General features: G+C 63.6%; 3 protein-coding genes. All 3 read right to left on the reverse strand.

Features of this window, described 5'->3' with window-relative positions; all coding sequences use genetic code 11:
* Positions 1 to 535: 535 nt before the first annotated feature.
* Positions 536 to 1,309 carry a hypothetical protein gene (locus KY572_RS46670; RefSeq protein WP_224250290.1) on the reverse strand — a complete coding sequence of 258 codons (774 nt, stop codon included), beginning with the start codon at positions 1,307 to 1,309 and terminating at the stop codon, positions 536 to 538.
* A 107-nt stretch (positions 1,310 to 1,416) separates the two neighbouring features.
* Entirely contained in the window at positions 1,417 to 2,511 is a 1,095-nt protein-coding gene (locus tag KY572_RS46675; protein ID WP_224250291.1) for a hypothetical protein, read from the reverse strand.
* Between the two features lie 126 nt (positions 2,512 to 2,637).
* A complete protein-coding gene (locus KY572_RS46680) occupies positions 2,638 to 3,411 on the reverse strand; it encodes a hypothetical protein (protein WP_224250292.1) in 774 nt (257 codons plus the stop codon).
* Between the last annotated feature and the right edge of the window lie 559 nt (positions 3,412 to 3,970).

Genomic DNA, 3,970 nt, shown 5'->3' on the forward strand with positions numbered 1-3,970 from the left:
AGCCGCAGGCGATTGGCCAGCGTGAACTCGGCCGGCGGCTGGCCGTCGCGCGGGAACAGCCAAGGCCGGATGCGGCCTGAGCGTCGATAGATGATGCCTTGGTGACTGCCGAGGTCTTCCAGCCGGCCCTCTACCGCGGGCAGCAGAACACTTCCAACGGAGCCTGGGAGTTCGGATTCCGCCCCGGGACTTCGTAGCCCCGCACGGGAGAGCCAGCGGAGTTTCCACCCGTTCCGGGCAGGTCGCTCGATGCTCGCAGCATGCGCGGCCGAGCGGAGGCTGCGGAGGGCAGGACACCGGGCTTGCCGGGGGCTCCGGCGCAGCCCACGAGCAGTCCCCAGAGCACCAGCACCGATGCCGGCGGACTGGCTCGTAGACTGAGCAGCTTCGCGCCACGCGCACTCATAGACGCTCCCTCTCGTGGCTTGTGGTTCACCACGGAGTCTCGTCACAGTTTGAGCTGACGGGCACGGGAAGACCACGTCCTCCAGCTTCGCTCGGTGTCCACCGTGCCTTACGGGGATGGCTGAAGGGCCTATTGCTGCGCGAGTTGCCGATCCCAGGCGTACACCTGGCCGAGAAGATCCGAGGTGCAGGCGGCGGACAGGCGTTCAAAGGCCTCTGGCGTGAGCAGGGTGAGCCGCTGGCGCTGAAAGGAGGGGTCAGCCAGCAGGTCTCGGTGTTTCAGGCCGCGCACGAACTCCAGCGCCCGAGGCATCTGCCGGAGGATGGCTTCGATGCAGTCCTCCCGCGTGGCCCGAGACATCCGGTCCGCGGCGAGTTCCAGGCGAGTCCGAACAGAGCCGTCATCCTTGGGGCACCACGCGTCCATGACCCAGTCGCTGGATTCCAACAACAAGTCTTCGAGGCTGAGCACTGCGTCCAGCTTCTTGAAGAGGTAACGCGCGGATTGGAGTGGTTCCCAGGAGCGCAGCACCGCCTGGAGGCGCAGCGACATGCGTTCAGCGCTCAGCGGCGCCTTCTGCGAGAGCGTGAAGTACAATGCTCCCCAAGGGGTTTCACGGCAAAAGGCCTCGAATTCATCATCCACTTGAAATGAATTCTGCCAGTCCAGTGCTTCGCACAAGCTGCTGATGACGCGCGAGAACAGGTACAACCGCCAGGTGGGTTGTTCATGCTGGAAGTCGACCAGCTCGTGCGCGATGACCACCTCGCGGGCAGGGATCTCGAGTAGCCCGAGAGGAGGGGGAAAGGTGCCATCCTTGCGGTACTGCTCACCGCATCTCTGGCCCTCCCGGCTCGTTCTGCGTGCCACGTTCATGAAGGTGCCGTGGAGAAAGGACGGCATGGAGAGCGGGCACGACGGACCTGGCTGCATGCCAGGGACCTTTATCACAAGAGGGGTTCCTGGCGGAGGAGACCGGAAGGAGCCAGCTACGAGACACGCGCTCCGATTCACTGGCCCATGGCGGCAGCGGGAAGCTGGGCAGGGGGAGCGCTGGGCGGCGGGCGGGTGGGAAACGGGAGGACCTGTCCCCCGCCGTGGGAAGGGGGACGCTGTGCACCCGAGCCTGTGCCCATGCGGCCGAGAATGGCTCCCGAGAAGAAGCTGACCGCGCCGTTGCCAATGACATCGATGACCACGCCGAGTGCGCTACTGAAGGCGGCAAGTTGTTCGCGCCGCGTCACCATGCCTTCGACAGCTTGTCCGACCCAGCCCCCGTACTGACGCATCTCCTGCTCGGTGAGGTTGACCCACTGCGCTGCCTCGGACGCCGCAGCGGCGGATGCGAAGCGCTGCTGGCTGCGAGTCCAGCGGTACTGGACGACGCCGGGCACGGTGGTCTGCCACTCCAGCCGCCAGATGTACTGGCCTTGCGCGAAGCGGATCAGTATCGAGCCGTCGAAGTCTGTGCCGCCCATGAAACTCGCAGCCGGAGCCATGGCACGGTTGAGCGCCGCAAGGTAGAGCTGGAGTTCTTGGCGTCCTTCCTGAAGACCTCGATCATTCCAGGGCTTGATCTCGAAGAGATACAGCGTGGTGATGTCGGTGATGTCCGGGCGTAGATTTCTTTCCTGTGGCGGGAGGCGGGAAGGGTCGCCGATTCCTGTGGTCTGCAGAATCTCAAAGATGGATTTGCTGTTGTAGATGGCTTGATTGCCTGGGTGGTTCACGCCGTACATGTATGCAATGAGCCGATGCGCGGCGTTACCCAGGAAGAACTCCCAAGGGGCCTGCGAGTCCAGGTTGCGGCCAGGAACATTGTAGCCCTGCGCAGATTGGCCAGTGGCGTGTCCGCTTGTCTCCGGGCTGTCACTGGAGGCCAGGAGAATCCGCGGGCTCGCAGGGGGAGTTCTCCGTCTGGATGAGGTCGCGTCAGGAGCCTGCTCTGGAGTAGAGGGGCGATAGCGGGAGGACCAGGGAATCTCACCCACGGCTCCTGGCTTGATGGGAACCCCCGCGCACCCGACCAGCAGCGCCCCGAGCATCAGCATCATTCCGGGAGGGCTGGCCTGTGGGCTGAGCAGCTTGGCGCCACGTGTATTCATATCCCCCTCCTGCGGCTTGTGCTCCTGAATGGAGTCGAGTCTCAGTTTGAGCCGAGGAGCCCGGGAAGACCACACCCTCCAGAGTCGCCCGGTGTCCACCCGGCCTCGCCGGGATGGCCGAAGGGCCTATTGCTGCGCGAGCTGCCGATCCCAGGCGTACACCTGGCCGAGGAGATCCGAAGTGCGGGCGGCAGACAGGCGTTCAAAGGCCTCTGGCGTGAGCAGGGTGAGCCGCTGGTGCTGAAAGGAGGGGTCAGCCAGCAGGTCTCGGTGTTTGAGGCCCCGCGCGAACTCCAGCGCCCGAGGCATCTGCCGGAGGATGGCTTCGATGCAATCGTCCCGCGTGGCTCGCGCCATCCGGTCCGCTGCCATCTGCAATCGGGTGCGAACCGAGCCCTCGCTCACTGGACACCATGCATCCATGGCCCAGTCGTTGGAGGCCATGAGCAGAGCTTCCAGAGTCACTTCCGTGTCGAGCTTCTTGAAGAGGTAGCGCACGGATTCGAGTGGCTCCCAGAATGGCAACACCGCTTGGAGGCGAACAGCGGTGCGCGCGCAGCTCACAGGGCCATTGGGCTCAATCGCGCAATGCAAGGCACCCCATGCCGTTTCACGACAGAAGTCTTCGTAGGCGTCACGTACTTGAAATGCGTGTTGATACTCCATCGCTTCATTGACTCCACGCATGACACCCGAGAGCATGTACAGCCGCCAGGCAGGTTGTTCATGCTGGAAGTCGACCACCTCATGGGCAATGACTACGTCGCCAGGTGACACCTCCAGCATCTCGCGAGGCGTAGGGAAGGTGCCATCCTTGCGGTACTGCTCACCGCACCGGTGACCCTCCTTGCGCGTCTTGCGTGCCACGTTCATGAGGGTGCCGTGGAGAAAGGACGGCATGGAGAGCGAGCACGATGGACCTGGCTGCATGCCAGGGGCCTTTATCACAAGTGTCCATGCGCAGGGCCACCTTCTGGCTGACGTGCCGCTCCACCCGCTCCAGCAAACGCCAGCAGTGCCGCCTTCGCTTTGACTGCATGGACCTGTTCCTTGCACTTCTCCATGTCAGGGAAGCATGAGGAAAATGCCTGTCCTTCCAAAGCGACATCAGCACGCCCCCCCGCCCTGGCTCGCTGGGATATGATGTCGTCACAGTGCCTCCGCCGACACAACCAACTGAGGAATGGACTTGGAATCCCCAATGCCGCCCGGCATGTCTCGCCTCGCTGAAGTCCTACACGATTTCCCCGTCGCTCGCGGCGTGGTGGGTATGATCAAGACCTCAGGCTCGTATTCCTGGTGCTGGTCGTCGTCGTCGCGTCCCTGTTCATCGACAACCAGGTTGGCGAAAGAGCGGAGCGGGCGCTCGCCAAGCAGCGTCAGGAGGTCACGGACAACGTCGATTTCTTCTGTGAGCAGCAAGAGAAGCTCGCCGCGGATCCGTGGTTCCACGAACCAC

Origin of the sequence: Hyalangium gracile (assembly GCF_020103725.1) — a bacterium.
Classification (GTDB): domain Bacteria; phylum Myxococcota; class Myxococcia; order Myxococcales; family Myxococcaceae; genus Hyalangium; species Hyalangium gracile.